Annotated in this window: 24 protein-coding genes; 11 read left to right on the top strand and 13 right to left on the bottom strand. The window is 59.6% G+C overall.

The window, feature by feature from the left end:
* Position 1 precedes the first annotated feature (1 nt).
* Positions 2 to 952, top strand: coding sequence for a ketopantoate reductase family protein (locus tag msub_RS00710; protein ID WP_048494252.1), 951 nt, complete (start codon positions 2 to 4; stop codon positions 950 to 952).
* On the top strand, positions 909 to 1,466 hold the full coding sequence (locus msub_RS00705; protein WP_048494251.1) for a cob(I)yrinic acid a,c-diamide adenosyltransferase: 558 nt from the start codon (positions 909 to 911) through the stop codon (positions 1,464 to 1,466). The genes msub_RS00710 and msub_RS00705 overlap by 44 nt, the downstream gene beginning before the upstream one ends.
* A gap of 27 nt (positions 1,467 to 1,493) precedes the next feature.
* Here the strand turns inward: msub_RS00705 and msub_RS00700 are convergent, their stop codons facing one another.
* From msub_RS00700 to msub_RS00685, 4 genes are all read right to left on the bottom strand, one after another.
* Complete coding sequence (locus tag msub_RS00700; protein ID WP_048494250.1) at positions 1,494 to 3,524, bottom strand: methyl-accepting chemotaxis protein; 2,031 nt, start codon at positions 3,522 to 3,524, stop codon at positions 1,494 to 1,496.
* 120 nt (positions 3,525 to 3,644) lie between these two features.
* A complete protein-coding gene (gene ampE, locus msub_RS00695; protein WP_048494249.1) occupies positions 3,645 to 4,532 on the bottom strand; it encodes a regulatory signaling modulator protein AmpE in 888 nt (295 codons plus the stop codon).
* Complete coding sequence (gene ampD / locus msub_RS00690) at positions 4,533 to 5,159, bottom strand: 1,6-anhydro-N-acetylmuramyl-L-alanine amidase AmpD (protein ID WP_082146368.1); 627 nt, start codon at positions 5,157 to 5,159, stop codon at positions 4,533 to 4,535.
* 68 nt (positions 5,160 to 5,227) lie between these two features.
* Positions 5,228 to 7,522, bottom strand: a complete 2,295-nt coding sequence (locus msub_RS00685) for a DUF1631 domain-containing protein (protein ID WP_048496901.1) — start codon at positions 7,520 to 7,522, stop codon at positions 5,228 to 5,230.
* Positions 7,523 to 7,766: 244 nt separating this feature from the next.
* Here msub_RS00685 and nadC point away from each other — a divergent pair, with 244 nt between their 5' ends.
* Complete coding sequence (gene nadC / locus msub_RS00680; RefSeq protein WP_048494247.1) at positions 7,767 to 8,606, top strand: carboxylating nicotinate-nucleotide diphosphorylase; 840 nt, start codon at positions 7,767 to 7,769, stop codon at positions 8,604 to 8,606.
* Here nadC and msub_RS00675 read toward each other — a convergent pair whose 3' ends face one another.
* The 5 genes from msub_RS00675 to msub_RS00655 all read right to left on the bottom strand — a co-directional run bounded on the left by msub_RS00675 (position 8,607) and on the right by msub_RS00655 (position 12,383).
* On the bottom strand, positions 8,607 to 8,942 hold the full coding sequence (locus msub_RS00675; RefSeq protein WP_048494246.1) for a YqcC family protein: 336 nt from the start codon (positions 8,940 to 8,942) through the stop codon (positions 8,607 to 8,609).
* 12 nt (positions 8,943 to 8,954) lie between these two features.
* Positions 8,955 to 9,752: a ParA family protein gene (locus tag msub_RS00670; RefSeq protein WP_048494245.1), complete on the bottom strand. Its 798-nt coding sequence runs from the start codon at positions 9,750 to 9,752 to the stop codon at positions 8,955 to 8,957.
* Positions 9,753 to 9,813: 61 nt separating this feature from the next.
* Positions 9,814 to 10,512 carry a DnaA regulatory inactivator Hda gene (gene hda / locus msub_RS00665; RefSeq protein WP_048494244.1) on the bottom strand — a complete coding sequence of 233 codons (699 nt, stop codon included), beginning with the start codon at positions 10,510 to 10,512 and terminating at the stop codon, positions 9,814 to 9,816.
* Positions 10,509 to 11,069 (bottom strand): CDP-alcohol phosphatidyltransferase family protein, encoded by a 561-nt coding sequence (locus msub_RS00660; protein ID WP_048494243.1) that lies wholly within the window; start codon positions 11,067 to 11,069, stop codon positions 10,509 to 10,511. Before msub_RS00660 ends, hda begins: the two co-directional genes overlap by 4 nt.
* Positions 11,070 to 11,090: 21 nt before the next feature.
* Positions 11,091 to 12,383, bottom strand: a complete 1,293-nt coding sequence (locus msub_RS00655; protein ID WP_227506596.1) for a DUF2066 domain-containing protein — start codon at positions 12,381 to 12,383, stop codon at positions 11,091 to 11,093.
* Positions 12,384 to 12,602: 219 nt separating this feature from the next.
* Between msub_RS00655 and purM the strand changes: the two genes are divergently transcribed.
* The 3 genes from purM to msub_RS00640 all read left to right on the top strand — a co-directional run bounded on the left by purM (position 12,603) and on the right by msub_RS00640 (position 15,148).
* The gene (gene purM, locus msub_RS00650; protein WP_048496900.1) at positions 12,603 to 13,667 is read left to right on the top strand and encodes a phosphoribosylformylglycinamidine cyclo-ligase; all 1,065 of its coding nucleotides are present in this window, start codon (positions 12,603 to 12,605) and stop codon (positions 13,665 to 13,667) included.
* Positions 13,664 to 14,326: a phosphoribosylglycinamide formyltransferase gene (gene purN / locus msub_RS00645; protein ID WP_048494241.1), complete on the top strand. Its 663-nt coding sequence runs from the start codon at positions 13,664 to 13,666 to the stop codon at positions 14,324 to 14,326. Before purM ends, purN begins: the two co-directional genes overlap by 4 nt.
* Before the next feature lie 90 nt (positions 14,327 to 14,416).
* Positions 14,417 to 15,148, top strand: a complete 732-nt coding sequence (locus msub_RS00640) for a DUF3108 domain-containing protein (protein ID WP_048494240.1) — start codon at positions 14,417 to 14,419, stop codon at positions 15,146 to 15,148.
* On the opposite strand, the gene msub_RS00635 is transcribed toward msub_RS00640, so the two are convergent.
* The 4 genes from msub_RS00635 to apbC form a co-directional block, all read right to left on the bottom strand.
* Complete coding sequence (locus msub_RS00635) at positions 15,145 to 16,422, bottom strand: valine--pyruvate transaminase (protein ID WP_048494239.1); 1,278 nt, start codon at positions 16,420 to 16,422, stop codon at positions 15,145 to 15,147. The two genes, msub_RS00640 and msub_RS00635, sit on opposite strands and share 4 nt — an antisense overlap.
* A gap of 75 nt (positions 16,423 to 16,497) precedes the next feature.
* Positions 16,498 to 17,097, bottom strand: a complete 600-nt coding sequence (locus msub_RS00630) for a YjaG family protein (protein ID WP_048494238.1) — start codon at positions 17,095 to 17,097, stop codon at positions 16,498 to 16,500.
* Complete coding sequence (gene dcd / locus msub_RS00625; RefSeq protein ID WP_008172848.1) at positions 17,094 to 17,660, bottom strand: dCTP deaminase; 567 nt, start codon at positions 17,658 to 17,660, stop codon at positions 17,094 to 17,096. The genes msub_RS00630 and dcd overlap by 4 nt, the downstream gene beginning before the upstream one ends.
* Positions 17,661 to 17,976: 316 nt before the next feature.
* Positions 17,977 to 19,077, bottom strand: a complete 1,101-nt coding sequence (gene apbC / locus msub_RS00620; protein WP_048494237.1) for an iron-sulfur cluster carrier protein ApbC — start codon at positions 19,075 to 19,077, stop codon at positions 17,977 to 17,979.
* A gap of 197 nt (positions 19,078 to 19,274) precedes the next feature.
* On the opposite strand from apbC, the gene metG reads away from it, so the two are divergent.
* From metG to rsxD, 5 genes are read left to right on the top strand one after another with little or no spacing between them, the layout of a single operon-like run.
* A complete protein-coding gene (gene metG, locus msub_RS00615; protein ID WP_048494236.1) occupies positions 19,275 to 21,305 on the top strand; it encodes a methionine--tRNA ligase in 2,031 nt (676 codons plus the stop codon).
* A gap of 32 nt (positions 21,306 to 21,337) precedes the next feature.
* On the top strand, positions 21,338 to 21,919 hold the full coding sequence (gene rsxA / locus msub_RS00610) for an electron transport complex subunit RsxA (RefSeq protein WP_048494235.1): 582 nt from the start codon (positions 21,338 to 21,340) through the stop codon (positions 21,917 to 21,919).
* 43 nt (positions 21,920 to 21,962) lie between these two features.
* Positions 21,963 to 22,541 carry an electron transport complex subunit RsxB gene (gene rsxB / locus msub_RS00605; RefSeq protein WP_048494234.1) on the top strand — a complete coding sequence of 193 codons (579 nt, stop codon included), beginning with the start codon at positions 21,963 to 21,965 and terminating at the stop codon, positions 22,539 to 22,541.
* Positions 22,541 to 24,367: an electron transport complex subunit RsxC gene (rsxC, locus tag msub_RS00600; protein ID WP_048494233.1), complete on the top strand. Its 1,827-nt coding sequence runs from the start codon at positions 22,541 to 22,543 to the stop codon at positions 24,365 to 24,367. Before rsxB ends, rsxC begins: the two co-directional genes overlap by 1 nt.
* Positions 24,368 to 24,385: 18 nt before the next feature.
* Entirely contained in the window at positions 24,386 to 25,435 is a 1,050-nt protein-coding gene (gene rsxD, locus msub_RS00595) for an electron transport complex subunit RsxD (RefSeq protein WP_048494232.1), read from the top strand.
* Position 25,436: the final 1 nt, after the last annotated feature.

Raw genomic sequence — 25,436 nt, 5'->3', positions numbered from 1 at the left:
CATGATCGGCATTCTCGGTGCAGGCGCTTTGGGGCGGCTCTGGGCCGCCTGCCTGCCCGCTGGCCGGGCGGGATTCATTCCCAGGCCGGCAGAACTGCCCGGGGCGAATACCCGCTACCGGTTCCGGCCTTTCGATGGTCAGGAAACGACAGTCGACGTTCCCTGGTTAGGACCCGAAGACGCCCTGGAGCTGATTCTGGTCACCACCAAGGCCGGCAGTACCTTTGAGGCGATAGCCGGGGTGATTGACCGGTTTGCCAGACATACCCCCGTAGTGCTCTTCCAGAACGGCCTGGGCAGCCAGCAGGCAGTAGTCGCCCAGTGGCCTGACCGCCCCATTCTGGCCGCCAGTACCACCGAGGGTGCCAACCGGCCAGAGCCGGATCTGCTGGTTCACGCCGGCACCGGCGATACCTGGATCGGGCCCATGACCGAACCGGCGCAGGGACTTCCCGGTACAACCGTGAACTTCCTGAATACCAGCGGCCTGACCATCCATGCCGAGCAGGATATTGTTCAGCGGCTCTGGCAGAAACTCATTATCAACGCCGGCATCAACCCCTACACGGCCCTTCTGGATTGCCCCAACGGCGACATCCTTGCTTCTTCCCTGTATCAGGGCACCATTAATGGCCTTTGCCACGAACTGTCCGCCCTGATGCGAGCCAGCGGCCAGGGCGAAGACGCCCCGGACGCCTTACGCCAACGGATCGAAACGGTTGCGCACAATACTGCCGGCAACACCTCGTCCATGCGCGCGGATGTTCTCAAGGGCCGCACCACCGAGATAGACTTTATCAACGGCTATCTGACAAGGCTGGGAAAACAGCTTGGCATCAATACGCCGGTGAACCAAATGCTCACACAACGGGTACAACAGTTGTCGTCACATTCACAGGAGCAGACCAATGGGCAATCGCCTTTCCAAGATTTACACCCGCACCGGAGATGATGGTTCCACGGGCCTTGCCGATGGCAATCGCATCGCCAAGAACGCTCAGCGGGTCGAAGCCATGGGCACGGCCGACGAGCTGAACTGCCACATTGGCCTGTTGATTGAAACCCTGGACAGCGACGACGAACTGGCGGAGACCCTGCGCCGTATTCAGCATCACCTGTTTGATCTGGGCGGCGAGTTCGCGATTCCGGGCAGCCGGGTCATCGGAGATGATCACATCGAGTGGCTGGAAAATACTCTGGACCGTCACAACGAGGGCCTGCCGCCCCTGAAAAACTTTATCCTGCCCGGTGGCACACCGGCTGCGGCCCAATGCCATCTGGCTCGGGCCGTTTCCCGTCGTGCGGAACGCGTAGTGGTTGCCCTTGGCCACGAGGACTCGATCAATACGGCCTCACGGCACTACCTGAACCGCCTGTCGGATCTGCTCTTCGTCATTGCCCGGGTGCTTGCACGCCGTGCTGGTGGTGAGGAAATTCTCTGGGAGCAAAAAAAATCCGGCCTCTGAGGCCGGATTATCCCAGGCGCCGCCCGGTCAGACCTTGAAGGCCTCCACCAGCCGCTGCAGTGAAGCCGTCAGTTCCGACATTTCCCTTGAGGAACCCAGCGTCTCCTCGGCGTTGGCGGCGGTTGCCTTACCCAGTTCACCAATCTGCTCGACATTCGAGTTAACGTTCTTGGCAACGGCGGACTGCTCCTCCGCCGCCTGAGCGATCTGATGGCTCATATCCACAATCACCGAGATGCCCCTGGCAATCCGGTCAAGTGCTTCCGTTACCTCACCCGACTTCTGCACCGTTGCTTCGGTCACGTCCCGGCTGTTGGTCATGGCAGACACCGCATCCTTAACACCGCTCTGCAGCCTGGAGATCATGCCTTCAATCTCTTCGGTCGACTTGTGCGTACGCTGTGACAGCGACCGGACTTCATCGGCAACCACCGCAAATCCCCGGCCCTGTTCGCCTGCCCGGGCCGCTTCGATCGCGGCATTCAGCGCCAGAAGATTGGTCTGTTCCGCAATGGCTTTGATCTCGACCAGAACCTGGCTGATATTACCGCTGTCCTTGCTGACCCGGTTGATCACCTCCACCGCACCGGATATTTCCGTCGCCAGTTTGTTGATGGTCTTTACCGTATCAGCAACTACCCCCCGGCCGGTCTCAGTATCGCGCTCGGCATTGCCGGCACTGTCGGCCACCCGGTGGGCACTCTCGGTTACTTCATGTACGGCTTCGACCATCTGGCCCATGGCTTCGTTGATCTGGCCGCTCTCTTCCATCTGGCGGGCAACTGCCTGGCTGTTGGCTGAGGCAGTCTCGTTGACCCGGGCGGCCTGTTGATCCACGTCCGCCGTTGTCCGGCTTACCGAACGGATGAGCTCGGCAATCCGGTCGGTCATGTTATTGAATTCGGTGGTCAACTGGCCCAGCTCATCGCGGTTACGCAGGTGGATGTGCGCGGTCATATCACCCGCTGCAACACTCCGTGCCGCCTGACTGAACCGCTTGATCGCGGTCCGGACAGACAGGAAGAAACCAATGTACAGGTAAACCACCACCAGCAGGATAGCGATCAGCGCAATGATGATCAGGCTTCGCTGATTGATCTTGCTGTCAAGCCGCGAGCGGAGGTTGGCCTCTACCACGTCAAACGCGGCGGATTTGGTCTGCTCGTAGTGGCCCAGTTGTTCCGCCACCAGTTGATCATACTCCTGCCAGGGCATATCCAGACGCATCGGAGTGATCACGTTCTGGTCCAGCACATCCCGCACGTGAACCAGGCTCTGGTCGACTCCACGAATGGCCTCACCGGCTTTCTCCACCAGCCCGGGCGACGATTCAGAGACTACCGACAGTGCCGGGGACAGCAGGGAGCTGCGATTGGTGAGCTGATCATAAATTTCGTTCAGGGCGTCGCTCAGGGCATAACCGACCTGTCCTTCGACCAGCGCAAACATGCCATAGGATTTTGCCCGGCCGATGGCCGAACGCGCTGCTGGCAGTGATTCCTGGATCAGACCCAGAATGAGCTGGTTTTCTCGGGATACCCCCTGCCCCAGACCGGACAGCTCCATGGTGGAGGGCAACAACGCCTGCGCCTTCTGGACAAATTCCTGGTAGTACTTGAACTGGGGATCGAAACTTCCCAGGTAATTGCTGTCGGCGCGCAGTGCCTCCCACTCTTTCCGGAGCGCCTCGACCTGTTCGATCCAGGTGCCGGAGGGGTCAAATGAGTGCTCTCCGGTGGCCAGCGCGTTCAGCGCTGCCTCTACTCCAGCAGCCGCGTCCTCGGACACGGCCATCATAGCACTGTCGTTCTTGATGACCGCGGGCGAACGGTAATCCCGGTAATCCATGGCCGCACCCACCAGGCGATCGACCTGCTGCAGCCGCTCAAGCCCCTCAACCCCCCGGGTCATGGTCTCAACCTCACGGTTAAGATCGGAGATAACCAGCCATGACAGCCCACCGATAGGCAACAGAAAAAGAATGCTGATGAGACTGAACTTGTAGACCATTGGCAGCCGGTTCATCAACGCAATCGCAGGATTCAGGAGTTGCTTCACGGTGGTCCTCTTGCTGGAGCTTAAAAAAACTGAACAGATGTTCTTTTTATATTGTCGCCTAAAGTACTAAAAACTTGAGCGTTATTTGTTGTTAATCTGTAATGTTTTATAAAAACCGGGTCATACGACCCCGGAAATGACCAGCAAGGCGAGAATGCAGATCCACACCAGCATGCTTCGGTTGAGCAAATCCCTTACCGCACTCAGGCTTCGGCCCCCGAACCCTGGCCACTCCTCCGGATGAATCCGGGAGAAGCGGGCAGGATCCAGCGCATACCCGGTTAACGAACCGTTGGCGGAAATCATAAGCACTTCACCGGCGGTATTGGCGACTGAGGTCAGGGTCCGGCGGGTTTCCTGCAACCAGCCGGCCAGGTCGCCGGCAAGACCAAACGTAAGTGACAACAGCCGGGCCGGAATCCAGCCCGCCCATTCCGAGATTCTGGCAAACCGGGGCCTGGCCGGGGCCTGGGGCCAATGGTCCGCCAGCGCGACCAGCCCCCGCGCCAACACCGCCAGACCGATACCGCCCACGACATACCAGAAGGCCACGAGGAAAAAGCGCTGGAATACCGACACCATCAGCGCCCTGGTCAGGTAAAGGTGCATGACTTCCGGAGATACCGCCTGACCTCGCTCCCTGGCAGGAAGATAATCTTTGATGTGATGCCAGGCGGACTGCATATCGCCCCGTTGCCAGGCTTCGGCATAGGCCCGGAGAGCCTGACGCCAGCCCGGCGCGCCCATAACAGACACCAGAACCAGGAACTCCAGCGGATAGGCCGCCAACTGCCAGCCGGACGAAACCAGCAAATATTCCGCCAGCCCCAGCAAAAATGCCGGAAGAAGCACCAGCGCAAGACCTTTGCCAACCTCTGCCTCGTGACCCGCCCGGACGCGGGAGCCACGACGGAACCATCGGCGCCAGATTTCATCGCCGGCAAGCAGCCCCAGGGAATCCAGGCGCCGACGCACCAGGTAGGCAAGCAGGAAAACAACCAGCACCATTTAAACGCCCTCCCTGGCAGATCGGGTTCTGTTCAGGACGTTCCGGAAATGGGCCCAGTCAAACGCCGGGCCAGGGTCGGTCTTGCGGCCCGGCGCAATATCGCAGTGGCCGGTGATACGACCGGCGGTGATATCGGGCCAGGCATGCATGATGAGATCGGAAATGCTGGCCAGCTGAAGGTATTGGTCAGAGCTGTACGGAACGTCATCCGCACCCTCGAGCTCAATCCCGATTGAAAAATCGTTGCACTCCTCCCGCCCCCCGAAACTCGATCGGCCGGCATGCCAGGCACGATCCAGCAAGCTGACAAACTGGACGACCGATCCGTCACGGCGAATCAACAGGTGGGCAGAGACCTGGACGCCCGCAATGGATTCAAAATAGGGGTGCGCCGAATGATCGAGACAATTGCAGAAGAAGTTTTCTATTTCCGGACCACCGAACTGCCCGGGCGGCAGGCTGATATTGTGGACGACGAGCAGGGAGATAGCAGCGTCCTCAGGGCGTGGGCCAAAGTTCGGTGACGGACACCAGCGGGCAAAGGGAAGACGGCCGGTTTCCCGAAGTGTACCCACTACCGAACCGGGATCCGCAAGGCTAAGGGACAAAGCGTCTGAATCGGACAAAGTAATTCCAAAATTTTCAGAGGATTACGCCCCCGATTGAATCACAATCCCGCCAGGGTTGCTACGAATCAGTCCTTGCGACTGCTGCGGAGATTGTCAATGATCGACTCCAGTGCGCGGTCGAAGATCAGGCCATCATCCAGCATGCTGATGTTGCCGGCTGCCATGTCGGCCGCCAGATCCTGTCGAAGATATTCCGCTACCTTGGCGCCACTGCGGTTGACGAATATGTACTTGCCGGTAGCCTTGATAAAAGCGGCAAGCTTGCAGCGAACTTTGGTTTCTTCCCGGGTGAGCTCGATCCAGGATCCCACGCGAAGGCTGTCCGCCTTCTCCAGCCACTGGAGCGACACCTGAGAGGTGTCCCCGGCAGCCTCCGGCCCCTCTGCAGATGTCTCGCTGGCGATCTCAACCCGCGACTCCGACGGCTTGGACGCAGGCAGAGCCGGTGGGGTGTCCACCGGGACCTCGGGCACTGCCGCTGCCTCCGAAGGTTCAGGTTGGGCAACATCCCGGGATTTCGCTTCTTCCGGTTCCGACACGGCCTCCCGGGACGGCGCTGTCACTAGTCGCTGGAACACATCAACATGGGCCAGTTCCAGGTCACGAATGGCGGCGTCGGTGGCAAACGGGTCCCAGGAAATTTCCTGCAGGGCTTTGCGCAAATCATCAACAATGGCAGGAATCGCCCGCAGCAGCTCGCTCCGGGTGTCATCGCTGACCGGGCGTGGGTCCACGCTCCAGACCAGCTTTTCCGTCAGGGTCCGGGCATCACTCCAGCGCGCGCTGTCTTCACCCTCCCTCAGAACGACCCATTGCAGATACCGGATCCAGGGCTCATTCAGCAAACCTGCCACCGGCTCCGGAATCTCCCGGGCCTCCGTCAGCTCCTGCACCAGGTTTTCTGCCGCCTGGGACGCCCGCTCCTGGCGCGCCCGACCTTCCTCGGCATCCCTGAGGCGCTGCTCCACCAACTCCCGGCGCCTGCGGTCGAGATCCATGAAGTGACTGAAATCTTTCAGCAATTCCTCGAACAACGCCACGTTGGTCGTGAACTCGTTCAGAACCCGATCCACCACCGACTCAATCTTCTCGCGCAACGGGTCCCGCTGCCCGGTCTTTTTCTCAGTCCAGCCAATGGCGGAAAGCGCCAGCTCGTTAAGCAGCTTGCGAACCGGATGGCCTCCCCGGTTGAAAAAATTCCGGTCACTGAGCGCCACTTTCAGAACCGGAATCTGCAGACGCCCGATCAGCGCCTTCATGACCGGGTGCAACTGGCGATCCTCGAGAATGAAATCGAACAGCATGGACACCAGGTTGATCACATCACTGTCCACCTGCCCCGGGTTCAGACTCCTGCCATCGCCTGCCCGCAGGATGGGTTGTAGCTGCTCGCTGAGAGACACAACCGCGCCATCATTCCATTCGCGGCTGCTGGCCTGGGCTTCCGACAGACGGGTCATGAGCCTGTCGGTATCTATGTAGCCTTCGCCGCCATAGGCGCCACTGCTACCGGATGCGGCGTCACCCTGGTGCAACAGCGCGCTGAGCTCGGAGAAGGTCGCCCGGGAGGATGCCCCACTATAACCTTCAACAGCCGAACCCGATGATGCCCCTGCGTCAGCACGGGTATTCTCCGGGCGCGGGCCGGACCCGGCGGGCGCTTTCCCTGTCGGGGGGCGCCGCATCTCTGGCAGCACCCCCTCATTGACCAGCGTGCGGTTGGCCTCTTTATAGAAGTCGCCAAGGGTGTCAGCCAGCAGCCTGTCAAACAGCTTGAGAACCACCAGCTTGGCCCTGATGTCTATATCAAGATCGGCACAGGCCTCGGCCACCCCGCCACAGATAACTTCCGGGCTGAGCGGCATCTGGGCATCTTTCAGATCAATGCCCTGCACCAGATGGCTCACCCGCACAGTCAACAAGCGAATCTGTTCGCTGTACCGGTTCCGTAGCTTGTTGATCAGATTATCGACGGCAACCTGCTGCTCCAGTTGGGAGTGATCCACCAGACTGAGGGAATCCAGGTCGACCTCTTCCAGAGTACCGGTTGTCTGATGAGGCTGGAACTTGCCGATTTCATTGAAGGCCTGGCTGACGTACTGCAGTATCGAAACCACCATCGACTTGCGGCGGAGCCTGAGCTCGCGCATGGCATCAAAATAGGCGGTCTGGTCGAGATTGCTGCCGGCCTTGTCGGCAAGTTCGAACAGGGCATCGTCGGCACGATCGAAAAACCGGCCAAGAACCGACTTCAGCGACTGACCCGAAGCGTCACGCAAGTGGACCAGCGCGCCCGGCAATGAAAACCGGGCAGGCGGCTTCCTGTCTGAAAAGCTGACAACCTTGTGATCGTGGGCCATGAAACTGCTCCGGGTTTGGGTTAGCCGTTGGCTGAAGGTCTTGCCATCTGACATGATACGGGCTGCCTGCGTCAGCTTGTGTCAGAATTTGTCACCTTTTGTGTAGACCGGACCTGCATCACACTTTAGCAACCTGACCTTAAGATTAGCAGGCAAGCGCCAGGAGTTTGGCGATTCCCCGGGTGCCCTATAGAATTGGCAGGCTAAACTGTGTTCCACCTCAAATCACCGGATACTTTTGCCTATGATCACCCCAGAACTCCTGCGCCAGGCCAGAATCGAAAATGTTGCCCAGAGCCTGCGCGAAGACATTGGTGACGGCGATATCACTGCCAGGCTGATCCCGGAGCAAAAGCGCGCCCGGGGCCGGGTCATCACCCGCGAAGCCGCCACCATCGCCGGCCGGGAATGGGTTGAGGAAGTTTTCCGGCAGGTCGATCCTTCCGTTGAGCTAACCTGGAAGGTTGCCGATGGCGATCCGGTGTCACCGGATCAGCCCCTGTTCACCATGCAGGGCCCGGCAAGGAGCTTGCTCACCGCGGAACGGGCAGCCCTTAACTGGCTCCAGACCCTCTCCGGTGTCGCCACGACCTGTGCCGGATACGCGGCCACAGTGGCCCACACCGGCGTCCGCCTGCTGGACACCCGCAAGACACTCCCAGGGCTTCGTCTGGCCCAGAAATACGCGGTTACCTGCGGAGGCTGTCACAACCACCGCATCGGCCTGTGGGACGCGTTTCTGATCAAGGAGAACCACATTGCCGCCTGCGGTTCGATCGGCGCAGCCGTTGCCGCGGCGCATCGGATCGCACCCGGCAAACCGGTTGAAGTAGAAACCGAAAACCTGGACGAACTGGAACAGGCCCTGGAGGCAGGCGCAGACATCATCATGCTGGATGAGTTCTCGCTTGATGACCTGCACACAGCCGTCACCAGGACGGCGGGCAAGGCAAAACTCGAGGCGTCCGGCGGGATCAATTCAACCACCCTGGTCCCCGTTGCGGAAACTGGCGTGGATTTCATCTCGATCGGGGCGCTCACCAAGGACGTAAAGGCGGTGGATCTGTCGATGCGGCTGGAGTGATCAGCCCCCGGACAGCAACCGGTCAATTTCCTCCAGCTCTCTGATCAGCACGCTGCCGGTTTCCGGCCGGCCACGGAAGTGCTCCTCGGCCATGGGTGCGATACCGGATACCGATGGCAACGGGTGGTCGTTCTCCACGATGACTTTCATCCGGGCAACAAACACAAACTGCAGCCACTGGTGGAACTCCAGGGTATCAATGCAGAATGGCTTGGTGCTCAGAAAAGCCTCGTCAGGCGGTGGCTCGGATTGCCAGAGCCCGAGCTGCCGCAATTCCATCTCGATGTTCAACAGGCTGTCCGCAACCTGCCCGACTGGATTACCGGGTTCGTTCATAGCAGTCTCGCTTCAGTCGTTCAGCGGCTCCAGCTCCACCGTTTCACCATGCAGAACCCGGAACAAGTCTTCGTACTGGCGGGTCAGTGGATGCTTGGGCGCCATATGAATCAGGGGCTGCCGGCTCTGGTGGGACTCTTTCATTTTCACGGAACTTGAGAGCCGCACCGGCAAAACCGGCAAGCCTTCTTCGATGAGCTCTCTGACCAGTTGCTTCGGCAGACTGGCCCGGGGCTGGAACTGGTTGGCCACAATGCCCTCAACCACCAGGTCTTCGTTATGGTCTTCCTGCAACTCTCGGATTTCCGCAAGAATGCTGTACAGAGCCTGGCGGGAGAAATCATCACAATCGAAGGGTATCAGGCAGCGCTGGGCCGCGATGAGGGCGGAGCGGGTATAGAAGTTGAGCGCCGGTGCCGTATCGATGTATATGGCATCAAAGGTCTCCCCCAGTTTCTTCAGGGCTTCGCGCAGCTTGTAGATCTTGTGCTTGGCCTCCAGCTTGCGCTCGAGGAAATCCAGCTCCGGGCTGGAGGGCATCACGAACAGGTTCTTGAACGGTGAAGCATGAACAAACTCATCCGGGCGACGATTGAAAACCGTGAAAGCGACCGTTTGCTCAAGCATGTCTGCGACCGTGTCCTTGAGCTCACTCGCAGGCTTCCCCAACAGGTAATGAGTGGAGTTGCCCTGAGGGTCAAGATCCACGACCAGGGTCCGCTTTCCCCGGGCCGCGCTGATGGCGGCAAGGTTGCAGGTAATACTGGACTTCCCGACACCGCCTTTCTGGTTGAATACCACCCGTCTCATTTCGTCTCTCCCTTGATAAGCACGTATCGTTTTTTTAATGCCACTATAGCCTCGCCGGCTTTCACCATCCCATGACCGTTTTCACAAACGGGATGGTGAGCCTGCGCTGGGCCTGAAGTGAATTTTCATCCAGTATATCCAGAATGCCGAGCAAATCCCCAAGACGCCGGGGGGCGCGCCGCATGATATAGCTCGCGACGTCATCCGCCATCATCAGGCCGCGTTTTTCCGCCCGAGCCATCAGAATCGTCAGCCGGTCTTCATCCCGGTAAATCCCCAACTGGATGGTCAGCCCGTGACTGAGTCGCGACACCAGGTCCGGCAATTGAAATGGCAGGTTCCCGGGCAGGTCCGCCAGACTCACCATCAACAGCCCGCCCCGATCCTGTACCCGGTTATACAGGTGGAAAATGGCCTCTTCCCACACCCGGTCGCCCGCGACACGGTCCAGATCATCCAGACAGATAACCTCCTGGGACTCAAGGCCAGACAGCGCCTCCGGCCCAAACGGCTGCAGCTCGGCAATACTGATGCACACCGCCGCCTTGCCCTGGTTTTCACTGGCATGGCAAACCGCCTGCAGCAGGTGACTCTTACCGGTATCGGAATCTCCACACAGAACCATCACGGGCACCCCGACAGGTTGATGACACACTGCCTCGAGACGTTTCGCCGCGTCCGTATTACGATCACCATGGAAGTTATCGAAACGCGCATCATCACGGAGTTTGACGCCAAGCACCAGTTGGGACGCAGTCATGAGCGTTTCGCCCTCCAGGCCCGCAGCCCCCAGATCCCAAGGTAATGAGCGCCACTGAACACTGCTGATGCGGCCACCAGCCAAATGCCGGCATCCACCACCCAGGGCGGCATGGGCAAATCCGCCAACAGCACGATGATCGCCAGGGCAACCAGGATCTGCACGAAGGTATTGATCTTGCCGGGGACACTCGGCTCCATGTCGTAGCGGCCGATACCATAGTGGTAGGCCAACGCCCCCGCCACGATCAGCAGGTCTCGCCCCAGAACGACGACAAATAGCCAGACCGGGAGAACAGACGTCAACGTGAGCATAAGGTAGGCGGTAATCAGCAGCGCCTTGTCTGCCAGCGGATCGGCAATTGCGCCGAGCCTGGAACGCCAGTTGAAGTGCCGGGCCAGGAACCCGTCGATCGCATCGGTACAGGCTGCCAGAAAAAATATGGCCAGCGCGCGCCGATAGTCTCCGGCCTGCAGCGCCACTGCAAAGGGAACAATCAGAAGAATGCGCAGGAACGTCAGGGCATTGGGAATCCATCGCCAGCGTTGCAAATTCAAAAGGCTCCCTCCGGTAACGCCTTATTCGCCGCCATCACTCCCGATGACAGAAGACGGTTGCCAACGATAATACAGAACCTGGTACAGGGATTCGAACGCCTGCTGGGCCTCGTCTTTATCCACCGGCACCGGCTGGTAGGTATACAGAGACGGGCCTTCGGATTTTCCTTCTGATGGCCCGGATTCGGTGCCGGCCTCAGTTTGTTGACCGGAACTTGCGGCTACCGTACCGGTCTCCGTCGTGGTTGCCGGCTGATCTGGCAGCGAAGCGCCTGCAACCGGCCCGGGCATATCGGCCGGGCGTTCCGCTTCCAGCTTCACGAATCTGGGATCGAGGGCAATGTATTCCTTGAGCTGGTCCAGCTCACCGGAAAAAGCGACTCTCAGGGTCAACTGGCCATCCCGCACCCGATGGGCACCGACACTGACCACCGGTGTCAGCCCCCCGAGAACCTGATTGATTCTGGCGTAGTCCTCGAGCGTTTCCACACCACGGACCACAATGTCAACCTGCGGGGACTTGCCAACCTCGGCGGCGTCGACCGCATAACGGCTGGCGTAGAGCCCCGCCCAGCGGTTAATCACCGCCTCTGCGAGGGCATCACGGGTCGGAGCGGTTACCGACTCCTCTCCCGCGTTCATCGCCATGCCATCGAACACCCAACCGGCACGCCACTGATCACCGGCCCGGCTGATTCGCACCAATGCCAGCACATCGTGCTCCAGATCATTCGATGCCGCCTTCACCCGGCCAACAAACTGGCCCCAGATGTCTGACAACAGCTCCCGGTCTGCACCAAAACTGGCCGGCGGCAGGGCTACCGGCAGCCCCCTTTTTCGAGATGCCTCGGCAAAAGCGGCCTGCCAGGCTCCGCTGGCATCCTCGGCGCCAAGGGCCGCGCCCCGGGTCTTGTCGGTTACCAGGGTTCGGGAGCCCCGATCCTCGGCGGCAATCCAGGCAAGCGTCAGGGGCCGGTTGGCTCCCCAAACCGGTGCATTGATGGAGGCCAGGGCCCGGTTGACGCCTACCGCACCAAAGGACATATCCAGAACACTCTGGCCGGACTCGTCACGGATGACCTGATAAGACAGTAGCAAGGATTCAGCGTCCGCCAGCAATGCCTGAGCATCTTCTGTCGCCAGCACGTCACGGGTTCCCGAAACGCGCACCAGAACCTGGGCCAGTCCGTCCGAATAACCCTGAGCAAGCTGGTCCGGGGACGACCCCGATACCGGGACACGGGCAGAATACAGGCCGGACACCGTTACCGCCGCTGCCGGGCTGGCAATTCCCGCCAGCAGAAAGGTGAACAACACAGCCACCCAGGCCGCTGATACTGTCCTATGTGCCGACTTTTGTCCTGATACTGACATGAAACACCCTGCAGTTCGCATGAATGGCGCATAGGATACACCATGCCCCATGGCGTGAGTAGCAGCCCCGGGTTTCAGAAAAGCAATCTACAGTTGGAGCGCCACACTGCACCTGTTAAAATCCGCCGCCTGACCCACTGGCCAACGGTTAAGTACACCATGAGCGAACAGAAGCCCTCCCTGACCTACCGCGATGCTGGCGTTGATATTGATGCCGGCAATGAACTCGTCAGCCGTATCAAGGACACTGCAGCGCGCACCCGGCGCCCGGAGGTTCTGGGAGGGCTCGGCGGCTTCGGCGCCATGGTATCCATACCTGTCGGTTACAATGAACCGGTGCTGGTGTCCGGTACTGACGGCGTGGGCACCAAGCTACGCCTGGCCATGCAACTGGACAAACACGACAGTATCGGCATTGATCTGGTCGCCATGTGCGTTAACGATCTGGTAGTCGGAGGCGCAGAGCCTCTGTTCTTCCTGGATTACTACGCCACCGGCAAACTCAATGTTGATGTTGCCGCCCAGGTGGTCGCCGGCATCGGCGAAGGCTGCGAGCAGGCCGGCTGCGCGCTGGTGGGTGGCGAGACGGCCGAGATGCCGGGCATGTACGAGGGCGACGACTACGACCTGGCGGGTTTCTGTGTCGGCGTTGCCGAACGTAGCGAAATTATCGACGGCAGCCGCGTTCAGCCCGGCGACGTGCTGATAGCCATGGGCTCCTCCGGGCCCCACTCCAACGGCTACTCGCTGATCCGTAAGATCCTGGAAGTCAGCGGTGCCGATCTGAACCAGCCCATGGGTGACACCACGCTGGCCGATGCCCTGATGGCGCCCACCCGGATTTACGTCAAGAACCTTCTGCAACTGATCCGTGAAGTGGACGTGCGCGCCCTGTCCCACATCACCGGCGGCGGGTTGCCAGAGAATATTCCCCGGGTACTCCCCAATGGCACCGTTGCCGCGATCGACACCGCCAGTTGGACACTACCGCCGGTCTTCCAGTGGCTGAAGGACAATGGCGGTGTCGCCAGCGAGGAAATGTACCGGACCTTTAATTGTGGTATCGGCATGATCGTCTGCGTACCGGCAAACCAGAAGGACCTGGCCCTGGATACCCTGAACGCCCTGGGTGAAAATGCCTGGCAGGTCGGAATAATGGAGCGTGGCGGCAGCGAAGGCGCCGATCCGTCCGTACGTTACGCACCCGGGCTTCTGTCGGCATGAAGGCAGATCAGACCCCGTTGCCGAAAATCCTGGTACTGGCTTCCGGCAGTGGCACCAACCTTCAGGCATTGATCGACGCCAGCCGTGAACGGGACTTTCCGGGGCAAATCGTTGCCGTCGGCTCCAACCAGCCGGGGGCCTTTGCCCTTGAGCGGGCCGCCCAGGCCAACCTGGAAACCTTCGTGGTGAACCACAGGAACTTTGGATCCAGGGACGAGTTTGATGCGGCGCTCATGGCAGAGATTCTTCGCCATGCCCCGGATCTGATTGTGCTGGCCGGTTTCATGCGGATTCTGACCACGGATTTCGTAAGGGCCTTCCGGGGCCGGATGCTGAACATACACCCTTCCCTGCTGCCCAAATACACCGGCCTGAAGACCCATCAGAGGGCGCTGGAAGCCGGTGACAGCGTTCACGGCGTCTCCATCCACTTCGTGACGGAAGAACTGGACGGCGGCCCCGTCATCGCCCAGGCGGAAGTGGCAATCGCATCAGACGATACACCGGAATCCCTTGCAGAAAAGGTCCAGGAGAAGGAGCACGTGCTTTATCCCATCGTGGTACGCTGGTTCTGTGAAGGCCGGGTTCAACTGGGCAGCGATTACGTCATGTTTGACGGCCAGCCCCTGGCAGCGCCCATGCGCCTGCCCGCTAACTGAACAACGGCCTGAACGAATTGTCATCCTGCCAGCGCGTCCGAGCAGCTACACTGTCGCCATCGATGACGGTAGTTGCTCGGGTCTAATGCAATGACATCACATCTGGTTACCAGACTCCGATGGGCCGTATTGGTGGCCTGCCTCGGTATTATTACACCGCCGGTTTCCGCCGAAACGGGCAAGGGCCTCGTGCCATTCGAAGCCAGCTACACAGCCGCCATGGAAAAAGGCGTCTCCCTGAATGGCAGCGCCAAACGCACGCTGACCCCGCAGGGCAACAACACCTGGCTGTACCGTACGGATGTCAGCTCCTTTATCGTCAACATCGATGAATCGGTCCTTTTCCGCTGGGAGCACGGCTGGGTCGTTCCCCTCACATACCGCTATCACCTCTCTGGCTTTCTCATCAAGGACCGGAAACAAAGCATCGATTTTGACTGGTCAAAGGGCGTCGCCACGGGCGAATACAAGGGCGATTCATTTCAGGTCGCCATCGAGGATGGCGTACTCGATCCGCTGGGTTTCCAGCTCCAGCTGCACCAGGACATCAGCAACGGCAAACGCGAAATGGCCTACCGGGTCCTTGATGGCCGATCAGTCGATATCGATCGTTTCGCGGTTATCGACAACAAGGCCGAGATCAGGAATGGCAATAAAACCATCGACACCCTGAAAGCGGAAAAGGTCCGCAAGGACTCCAGTCGTCAGACCCTGATGTGGTTTTCACCCGAGCAGAATTACCTGCTTGTCCGGCTCCTGCAGGTGGAGCCGGACGGCAGCCGATATGAGCTCAAACTGAAAGACGCGGACTTCAGGCCCTAGACGTCGCGCCCGGCTTCCCGCCAGACGGTTTTGACCTCATCGGCAATGATCCTCAGGCCCTCGGCAACCCGGTCATCGTCCTGGGAATAGGTGACGCGCAGGCATTCGTGACGGTGTTTCCAGCCATCCTCCGGCAACCCTGGGAAGAAATAGTGGCCGGAAACCACCAGAACGCCCCGCGCCTTCAGACGCTGGTACAGTTCCAGGCTGGTAACCGGAAGCTCCGGGAACCAGAGCCACAGAAACATCGCGCCCTCGGGTTTGTGGATATACCAGCGGCAACTGTCCTCGCCCATGGCCTCCCGGAAAACCGCCACCGCCTTCTGCATTTTTGCTTTGTAGAACGGGCACACCACGTCGCGGCTGAGAGACAGGATCTCGCCGGAGCGAACCAGGGGATCGGCCAGCATTGCCCCGAAACTGCCGGTCGCCAGATTCATAATGGCATTAATGCCAGAGAGCGCCTTGATGATCGGCTCCGCTGCAATCACTATTCCGGTCCGCGCCGCAGGAAGGCCCAGCTTGGACAAACTGAGACAGAGAATGATCTGCTCGTTCCAGGTCGGGGTAGCATCAACAAAAAGCAGACTGGGAAACGGCGTGCCGTAGGCCCCGTCAACGATCAGTGGCACATCGTGATCGCGTGCCAGTTGCTCCAGGCGCAGCAGCTCTTCATCGGTTACTACGTTGCCGGTCGGGTTGGTGGGCCGCGACACACAGATGGCACCGGTCTCGCCAGTCACTTCCACGGCGTCAAAGTCTACCCGGTACTTGAATTCGTGGGCATCGGTGAAGGAAATGTCCGGTTGCACCGCATGGAACAGGCCAGGCTCGATGCCCGCGTCCGCGTACCCGATGTACTCAGGCGCCAGCGGCAATAGAATGTGCTTGCGGTGGCCATCGCCGTAGTCTCCACCAAACATGTTGAACAGCATGAAGAAGGCGGCCTGGCTGCCATTGGTCAGCGCAATGTTCTCGGGCGTAAGGCCCCAGCCGTATTCCCGGTTCAGCATCTCGGCAAGGGCGGCAATAAACTGTTTCTCGCCCTGGGGTGGATCGTAAATGCCGACCAGCCGCCGGACATCGCCTTCATTGCGGCTCATATCCGCCAGAATTTCCTGCACCCGCTTCTGGATCTCGGGAATATGGCCGGGATTACCGCCTCCCATCATGATCATGTCATCGCCGGAGGCCATGGCGTTCCCCAGATCGTCCATCAGGGAAGTAATGCCGGCATCAGCGGTGAATTTGCGGCCAAAAGCAGAAAGTTTCATCGGGTAAAATCCATCGAACCAAGCCTGAAAGCAACGGGTACTACCGCAAGTGTAGCCTGCCCGGGCGCCCGGCGTTTACTCGTTGAGCGAGATTCCCAGGTTGCTGACGCCATCGTTGGCGGAGTCTTTCCTCAACCGGGCCACGAACTGTTCCGTGGGCGTGCGCTGGCGCTTCAGGTCGAGCACCAGATCCCGCTGGAAGGTCTTGTCTTCTTTCATCAGGGGGTGCTGATCCAGAACCCTGACCAGCTCGTCTTCGCCGAGATCCTCACCTTCTGACAGCTCAATGAAGTCCATCACGGTGGCTGTGGCCATCTGGGAGGCATCGGTTGCCCGGTGTTTGCCCGGGTTCAGGCGGTTCAGCAGAGCCTGTTCCAGCAGTTGGCAGAAATCGAAGGCCGGGTAAACGCCGTAGGCATCGTAGGCTTCGACATCCGGGGACAGTGTCTCCAGCTTCGCCAGCAACTGGGGAATGGCGGATTCCGAGACATCTTTCTGGAGCATGCCCCAGGCAAGATCCAGCAACTGGCGCATCTTGGCTCCTGTTTTCAGGCCGACGGCGTCGGCAAACAGCGCGTAGTTGGGAAATGAGCGCTCAGCGAGCGCCAGCAGGAAGGCGCACTCGCGCCAGCCCTGCAGCTGTGAAACGGCTTTAAGAAACTGGTTGGCGTTCATGTCCTGGGCAGGGTCACGCCGGTCTGGCCGAGGTATTTGCCGCCCCGGTCTTTATAGCTGGTCTCGCAGATTTCATCGGATTCGAAGAACAGCATCTGGGCCACGCCTTCGTTGGCGTAGATTTTCGCTGGCAGGTTGGTGGTGTTGGAAAACTCGAGGGTGACCTGGCCTTCCCATTCCGGCTCCAGCGGGGTGACGTTGACGATGATGCCGCAACGAGCATAGGTGGACTTGCCCAGGCAGATGGTCAATACGCTTCGCGGGATACGGAAGTATTCGACGGTGCGAGCCAGCGCGAAAGAATTGGGCGGGATGATGCAGACGTCGCCGGTGTAGTTGACGAAGCTGTTTTCGTCGAAGTTCTTCGGGTCCACGGTGGCGGAGTGGACGTTGGTGAAGATTTTGAATTCGTTGCTGCAGCGCACGTCGTAACCGTAGCTGGAGGTGCCGTAGGAGATCACGCGGCCTTTTTCGGTTTCCCGAACCTGTCCGCTTTCGAACGGTTCGATCATGCCGTGTTGTTCGGACATCCGGCGAATCCACTTGTCGGATTTGATGCTCATTGGCGAAGTCTCGTATCCACTGGGTAAATTGGGGCGTAGTTTACCTGTTCCCTGAAGGTCTGTCGAAGCTTCAGCAGCTTACTTATTTGCTTGAGCTTGGGGGCTGCGGTCACAGGAAAAGCCGTCCAAAAACCGCTACGAGCACATCCATGTGCGCTTGTTTCCGGCCATCCTTGGCCTCCAACATTTTTGGACGGCTTTTCCTGCGCCCGCGAATCGACATTCGAATTGACCGCCCACGGCCTTCTGCAGTCTTGGACAGCGCATCCCAACCTCACGACTCGAGTAGCCGGGAAATCGCCTCTTTAAGCCGCCTCTAGTGCTCGGTCACCGAAACGCTTGAGATTGAACCGGAGAGGTTCCGCTCGCGGGTCGAGAGCTCAGCCCCTACCCTTCTGGCGATATCGCGGTAACGGCGGGCCACTTCCGAGTCCGGTTCGGCGATCACCGAGGGGGTACCACCGTCGGTCTGCTCGCGGATGGTCATGTGCAGCGGGAGTTGGCCGAGGAGTGTGGTGTCGTATTCTTCCGCGATGCGGGCACCGCCACCGTGGCCGAAGAGGGGTTCTTCGTGGCCGCAGTTGCTGCAGATGTGGACGCTCATGTTTTCGACCACGCCCAGCACGGGGATCTCGACCTTGCGGAACATTTCGATGCCTTTTTTGCCATCCAGCAGGGCGATATCCTGGGGTGTGGTGACGATGACGGCGCCGGTGACCGGGACTTTCTGGGCCAGGGTGAGCTGGATGTCGCCGGTGCCGGGGGGCATGTCGACGATGAGGTAGTCGAGTTCATTCCAGAGGGTTTGCTGGAGCAACTGCATCACGGCGCCGCTGACCATCGGGCCGCGCCAGACCATGGGGGTTTTCTCGGTGACGACGAAGGCCATGGAGTTGGCCTGGAGGCCGTGAGCGTCCATGGGGACGAAGTATTTGTTTTCACGGGTATCCGGGCGCTTGCCTTCGGGCACACCCAGCATCATACCGATGCTGGGGCCGTAGATGTCGGCATCGAGGATGCCAACTCTGGCGCCTTCCGCTTGCAACGCCAGGGCAAGGTTGACGGCGGTGGTGGATTTGCCGACACCGCCTTTGCCCGACGCAACGGCGATAATGTTTTTGACGCCGGGGACCGATGGCAGGTCTTTTTGAACCTTATAAGAGTGAATCTTCTGGCCTACGTGAACGTCGGCACTCTCTACACCATCGACAAATTCCAGCGCGTGGGTCACGATTTCTTTCAGGGCACCGGCGATGCCTTTCGACGGATATGGCAGCTCGACCATGACGGTCACTTTTCCGCTGTCGTCCGCGTTCAGGGATTTTACTGCACCCAGTTCGTAGAGGTCCTTGTTGAGGTACGGGTCGCGGTACTCGCGCACCGCTGTTTGCAGGGCCTGCTCTGAAATCTGTGTCATCGGGTTCTCCGGAATAAGCTAATGCGCGATTTTAAGCACGGAAACGGGTGATTCGGATGAAAATTATCTGCCCGGAAGGTATCATCTGTGCCCGTTTCTGACCATATGGGGTCTTTATCTGGCGCAATCCATTGCCATCGCCGCCAGAACCCCGTTTGTCTTTCCAACCCGTGTCAACATAAGGTTCGGACATCACCATGACGCAAGCGAGCAAGCAACAGCGCGATATTCTGGTTACCAGCGCCCTGCCGTACGCCAACGGCCCTATTCATCTGGGCCATCTGCTGGAATACATTCAGACCGATATCTGGGTGCGCTATCAGAAAATGCGTGGCCAGAACTGTTACTACGTTTGCGCCGATGATGCCCATGGCACCGCCATTATGCTCCGCGCCGAGCGGGAAGGCATTACTTCCGAGCAGTTGATTGATCGTATCCGTGAGGAGCATCAGGAAGATTTCAGCGGCTTCCATGTCAGCTTTGACAACTACTACACCACGCACTCAGAGGAAAACCGTCAGTTCTCCGAGTACATTTACCGCCAGTTGCAGGAAAACGGGCACATCGCCACGCGCAAGATCACTCAGTCCTACGACCCGGAAAAGAACATGTTCCTGGCGGACCGGTTTATCAAGGGCACCTGTCCCAAGTGCAAAACCGACGACCAGTATGGCGATAACTGCGAAGCCTGTGGCGCGACCTATACGCCGGCGGAGTTGATCAACCCCCGTTCGGCGGTGTCCGGCGCCACGCCCATTGAGAAAGAGTCCGAGCACTATTTCTTCAAGCTGCCGGATTTCGCTGACTTCCTCACCAAATGGACCCGCAGCGGCACATTGCAGCCACAGGTGGCCAACAAGCTGGCCGAGTGGCTGGACGCCGGGCTACAGGAATGGGATATCAGTCGCGATGCACCCTACTTCGGCTTCGAGATCCCGGACGCGCCGGGCAAATACTTCTATGTCTGGCTGGATGCTCCCATTGGCTACCTGGCCAGCTTCAAGAATCTGTGTAACCGGATAGGCATCGATTTCGAGCACTTCTGGAAAGCCGACTCCACCGCCGAGGTGTACCACTTCATTGGCAAGGACATCATCAACTTCCACGCGCTGTTCTGGCCATCCATGCTGCACGACGCCGGCTTCCGCACGCCGACGGCGGTCTGGGCCCACGGGTTTGTGACCGTGAACGGCAAGAAGATGTCCAAGTCCCGCGGCACCTTCATCATGGCCCGCACCTATCTGGACCACCTGAATCCGGAATACCTGCGCTACTACTTTGCAGCCAAACTGACCGGCAGCGTGGACGATATGGACCTGAACCTCGAGGATTTCGCTGCCCGGGTGAACTCGGATCTGGTGGGCAAGGTGGTCAACATTGCCAGTCGCAGCGCTGGCTTTATCACCAAACGCTTCGATGGCCAGTTGGGCGAGGTGACCGAGCACGGCAAGCTGAAGGCGTTCATCGACGCAGGCAAGGACATCGAGGAATACTACGAAGCCCGGGAATTCGGCCGTGCCATGCGCCGGATCATGGAGCTGGCGGATATTGCCAACCAGTACGTCAATGACGAGCAGCCGTGGGTGATCGCCAGGCAGGAAGGCCAGGACGAGAAGCTTCAGGCCATCTGCACCAACGCCATCAACATGTTCCACCTGCTGATGACCTACCTGGCACCGGTGCTGCCCGAGACAGCCAAGGCCGCGGAGGCCTTCCTGAGCGCCAAGCTGGACTGGAATAACCGCAGCGAGCGTCTGGAGAGCCACAGCATCAACAAGTTCACGCCGCTGATGAGCCGGGTGGACATGGCCCAGATCGAAAAGATGCTGGACGCCTCAAAAGAAGAGCTTCCGGCAGCCACGGGCAAGCCGGCGCCCGCTGCCAATATCGAGCCCATCGCTGATGAAATAGAATTTGGCGAATTCGCGAAAGTGGATCTCCGGGTTGTTAAAATTGTCAAAGCGGAGCATGTGGAAGGCGCCGACAAACTTCTTCGCCTCACTCTTGACGTGGGGCATGGCGAACGCAACGTGTTTGCTGGTATCAAGTCGGCATACCGGCCGGAAGACATTGAGGGGCGGCTGACAGTGATGGTTGCCAACCTCAAGCCCCGGAAGATGAAGTTCGGCATGTCCGAAGGTATGGTTCTGGCCGCAGGCCCCGGTGGCAAGGATATCTTTATCCTGTCGCCGGATACCGGCGCCGCGCCCGGCATGCGAATCATGTGACGGCCAGCAGCAAGGTCGATGGAGCAAGGTGAATGACCGAATATCTGCTGATTCTGATCAGCACCATTCTGGTGAACAACTTCGTGCTGGTGCAGTTCCTGGGCCTGTGCCCGTTCATGGGTGTTTCCGGAAAGCTGGAAACGGCCATGGGCATGTCCCTGGCCACTACTTTTGTACTGACGCTGGCATCGGTGTGCAGTTACCTTGCCTACACCTACTTGCTTGAGCCCCTGGGCCTCGCATTTCTGAGAACCATCACGTTCATTCTGGTGATTGCCGTGGTCGTCCAGTTCACGGAGATGGTGGTACGCAAGACCAGCCCGCTGCTGTACCGGGTACTTGGCATTTTCCTTCCCCTGATCACCACCAATTGCGCGGTGCTCGGGGTTGCGCTGCTTAACATCAACAAGAACAACAACTTCGTTGAGTCGATTCTGTACGGTTTTGGGGCGGCTGTCGGTTTTTCCCTGGTTCTGGTCCTGTTTGCCGCCATGCGAGAGCGCATCGCCGTCTCTGACGTGCCGGTGGCGTTTCGTGGGGCAGCAATCGGGCTGATTACCGCCGGGCTGATGTCCCTGGCATTTATGGGCTTTGGCGGCCTGGTCAGCATTTGATCGGACAGCAGGGTCAGGATTGGCTGGAGTAGGAGCAGCAGTTATGTGGACAAGCGTTCTTGTTGCCGTGGTGGTTCTGCTGGCCCTGGCCCTGGTTTTTGGTGCTCTGCTGGGCTTCGCCGCCGAACGGTTCAGGGTGGAAGGTAATCCACTGGTCGACGAAATCGATGCTCTGCTGCCGCAGACCCAGTGTGGCCAGTGTGGCTATCCGGGCTGCCGGCCCTATGCCGAATCCATCGCCGAAGGCGGTGCCATCAACAAGTGCCCGCCAGGAGGCGAATCCACCATCAAGGCCCTGGCCGATCTGCTGGATGTGGAACCGGAACCGCTGGATGCGGAGCACGGCGTTGAGCAGGTAAAGCGGGTTGCCGTGATTCGAGAGGACGAATGCATCGGCTGCACCAAGTGCATTCAGGCCTGCCCGGTCGATGCCATTCTTGGGGCTGCCAAACACATGCACACCGTCATTGAGAGCGAATGCACCGGCTGTGATCTTTGCGTGGAACCCTGCCCTGTTGATTGCATCGATATGGTGAGCATTGAACCCGATATCCGGACCTGGACCTGGACGCCGCCCAAACCCGCACTCATTGCCACCGACCGCCAGGGAGCCAGTGCCTGATGACACAACTGTGGGATTTTCGCGGCGGGGTTCATCCGGCGGAGCACAAAGACCTGTCGACGGCCCGACCGATTCGATGCGCCGGCATCCCCGAACGCCTGGTCCTGCCCCTTCAGCAGCATATCGGAGAACCTGCAGAAGCCATTGTCAAAGTGGGTGACCGGGTGTTGAAGGGGCAGAAAATCGCCGATATCGGAACTGGCGTGGGAGTTCCCGTTCATGCGCCAACGTCCGGGGTGATCGAGAGTATTGCCGACTACCCGGTTCCCCATCCTTCGGGCATGTCGGACCGCTGCATCACCCTGAAACCGGATGGCGAAGACCAGTGGTGTCCGCGACATCCGATAAGCGATTATCGCGCTCTGGAGCGAGACCAGGTGCTTCAGATTATCCGTGAAGCCGGCATCTCCGGCATGGGCGGCGCCGGCTTCCCCACCAACATCAAGCTCCGGCCGCCCCGGGACCGCAAGGTAAGCACGCTCATCCTGAACGGAGCTGAGTGCGAGCCCTATATCACCGCCGACGACATGACGATGCGGGAAAAGGCCGACCAGGTCATCGCCGGCCTGAAAATCATGGCCTGGATTCTGCGTCCGGAGCGGTGCGTTATCGGCATTGAGGACAATAAACCGCAAGCCATCGCCGCCCTGCGCATAGCAACTGAAGGCACCCAGACCGAAATTGCGGTCATTCCAACCAAGTACCCGTCTGGCGGTGAGAAGCAACTGATCCGGATTCTGACCGGCATGGAGGTGCCCAGCGGTGGCATTCCGGCGGATATTGGCGTTATGTGCCAGAACATCGGCACCGCCGTTGCCGTGGCAAATGCGGTGCTTGAAGGCACACCGCTGATTGCCCGGGTTGTGACCATCACCGGCGAGGCGGTGCGGGAACCGGGCAATGTTGAAGCACTGCTGGGCACCCCGATTGAATACCTGCTGCAACAGGCCGGGGTTCAGCAGGAAAAGCTGAGCCGGCTGGTGCTCGGCGGGCCGATGATGGGCTACACACTCACCACGGAAGCCGTGCCGGTCATCAAGACCACCAACTGTGTCATAGCCGCAACCGCCCGGGAGTTACCTACCCCGCCACCGGAGCAACCCTGTATCCGCTGCGGAGAGTGCGCCGCAGCCTGCCCCATGGACCTGCTGCCGCAGCAGTTGTTCTGGTACGCCAAAGCCACAGAGTTCGAAAAGGCGGAACACCTGAACCTGTTTGACTGCATCGAGTGCGGCGCCTGTTCCTACGTGTGCCCGAGTTCGATTCCGCTGGTGCAGTACTATCGCTTTGCCAAGGGTGAAATTCGGGTTCAGCGGGCAGAACAGCTGAAAGCGGACCGTGCCCGGGAACGTTTTGAGGCCCGCCGGGCCCGCCTTGAGCGGGAGCAGGAAGAGAAAGAACTCAGGCGGAAGGAACGGGCAAAAGCGGCGGCGGAAGCCGAGGCTCGGAAAAAAGCCGAAGCAGAGCAAGTAGCGGCAGACGGCGAGGCCGTTGATGAACGATCCGCCAAGGCCGCTCTGGTCGAGCAGGCCCTGGCACGCAAGAAGGCAAAAACCGAGGCATCGCGGCCACAGCCCGCTGCCGATTCAGCCGAAGACAAGCCAGATCTTGAAGCTCTTGAAAAGCAGCTGAGCCAGGCGCAATCCAAGCTGGAAACCATGCAGGGCATGCTCGATGAAGCAAAAGCCCAGCAGGCGGACAACGTCGATAAGCTGGAGCGGGCCGTCGCCAAGAACCTCGACCGGGTAAAGCGGGCCGAAGACGCACTGGCAGAGACCAGAGACAAACTGGCGGCTCGGCCAACCGAATCCCAGTCCAACCCTTAAAACGGAATCAGGCAGCCCATGGCGTTCGTTCAACAATCCTCACCTCATGCCCGCAATGCCCGGCCGACCTCCCGCGTCATGCTGTGGGTGATGATTGCCACCCTGCCCGGCCTGGTTGCCCAAACCCTGTTTTTCGGCTGGGGCAACTTGATCAACGTGGTTTTCTGCATCGCCGTCGCCGTCGCCGCCGAAGCCGCCATGCTCCGGCTCCGCAAGAAACCCGTGGCCTTTTTTATCAGGGACAACACCGCGGCCGTCACTGGCCTGCTGCTCGGCCTGTCCTTGTCTCAGTTTACCCCCTGGTGGGTTTCAGTGGTGGCGGTCATCTCCGCCATCGTGGTCGCCAAGCAGCTCTATGGAGGGCTGGGCTCGAACCCGTTTAACCCGGCCATGGTGGGTTATGCCCTGGTCCTGGTGTCGTTTCCCGTGGCCATGACCACCAACTGGGCTGAACCGGCCCTGCTCTGGCAAGGTGCTCCAGGCTTCGGCGAAACCCTGGTAACCATTACCTCAGGCCAGCAAACGGCTGTCGACGGCTGGACTATGGCAACGCCCCTTGACGAATACAAACATAAGATCACCACCCACACGGCGGCGGAAGTTCTTACCCACCCCACCTTCGGTGAGGGCATTGCCAGGGGCTGGGAGTGGGTCAATGCCGCCTTCCTTGCCGGCGGCCTGGGGTTGATGGCGCTGCGCATCATCAGTTGGCATATCCCGGCCGGTTTTCTCGGTGGGCTGATACTGATGAGCCTGGCCTTTGGCAGCAATGCCGACCTGTACACGCCGCTATCGCTTCACCTGCTGGCCGGGGGCACCATGCTCGGTGCGTTCTTTATCGCCACCGACCCGGTCTCCGCAGCGACCAGTCATCAGGGCAAGCTGGTCTACGGGACGGGAATCGGTATCCTGATCTATCTCATCCGAACCTGGGGGAACTACCCGGATGCCGTTGCGTTCAGCGTTCTGCTGATGAACTTCGCCGTGCCATTTATCGATCACTACACACCACCGCGGACCTATGGCCATCACAAGGCCCGCCGCGGTGTGCCGGGAAATCAGGGATAAA

This window comes from Marinobacter subterrani (genome assembly GCF_001045555.1).
Lineage (GTDB): Bacteria > Pseudomonadota > Gammaproteobacteria > Pseudomonadales > Oleiphilaceae > Marinobacter > Marinobacter subterrani.
Note: the sequence above shows the minus strand (reverse complement) of the source record. Positions and strands in the feature narration are given on the sequence as shown.